The organism is Paraburkholderia sp. SIMBA_054, assembly GCF_046534875.1.
In the GTDB taxonomy this organism is placed as follows: domain Bacteria; phylum Pseudomonadota; class Gammaproteobacteria; order Burkholderiales; family Burkholderiaceae; genus Paraburkholderia; species Paraburkholderia hospita.
In genome coordinates, this window is sequence record NZ_JAWRXV010001254.1 from 1 (window position 1) to 252 (window position 252).

General features: G+C 60.3%; 1 protein-coding gene. It reads right to left on the reverse strand.

Annotation, left to right across the window (positions count from 1 at the left end; genetic code table 11):
- A partial coding sequence (locus SB822_RS59125; RefSeq protein ID WP_410859379.1) for an FAD-dependent oxidoreductase occupies positions 1-252 on the reverse strand: 252 nt, incomplete at both ends.

Genomic DNA, 252 nt, shown 5'->3' on the forward strand with positions numbered 1-252 from the left:
CTGCGGTCGCGCGAAGCAGACGGGGAGGGCGCATGAAGTGCGCCGCCCGACAATACCGCATCGGCAAAGCCTTCAATCGCTTCGGGACGTTTTGTCAGCGTCGCATGGATGGATTCTGCTGCAACCTTGCCGTCTTCCACCGATGCAACGGTCAGATCCTGACCACCTGCAACGCAGTCACCCCCTGCCCATATGCCCTCAACCGATGTGCGACGATCTTCATCGACGCTGATGCGTCCTTTGGAAAGCCCG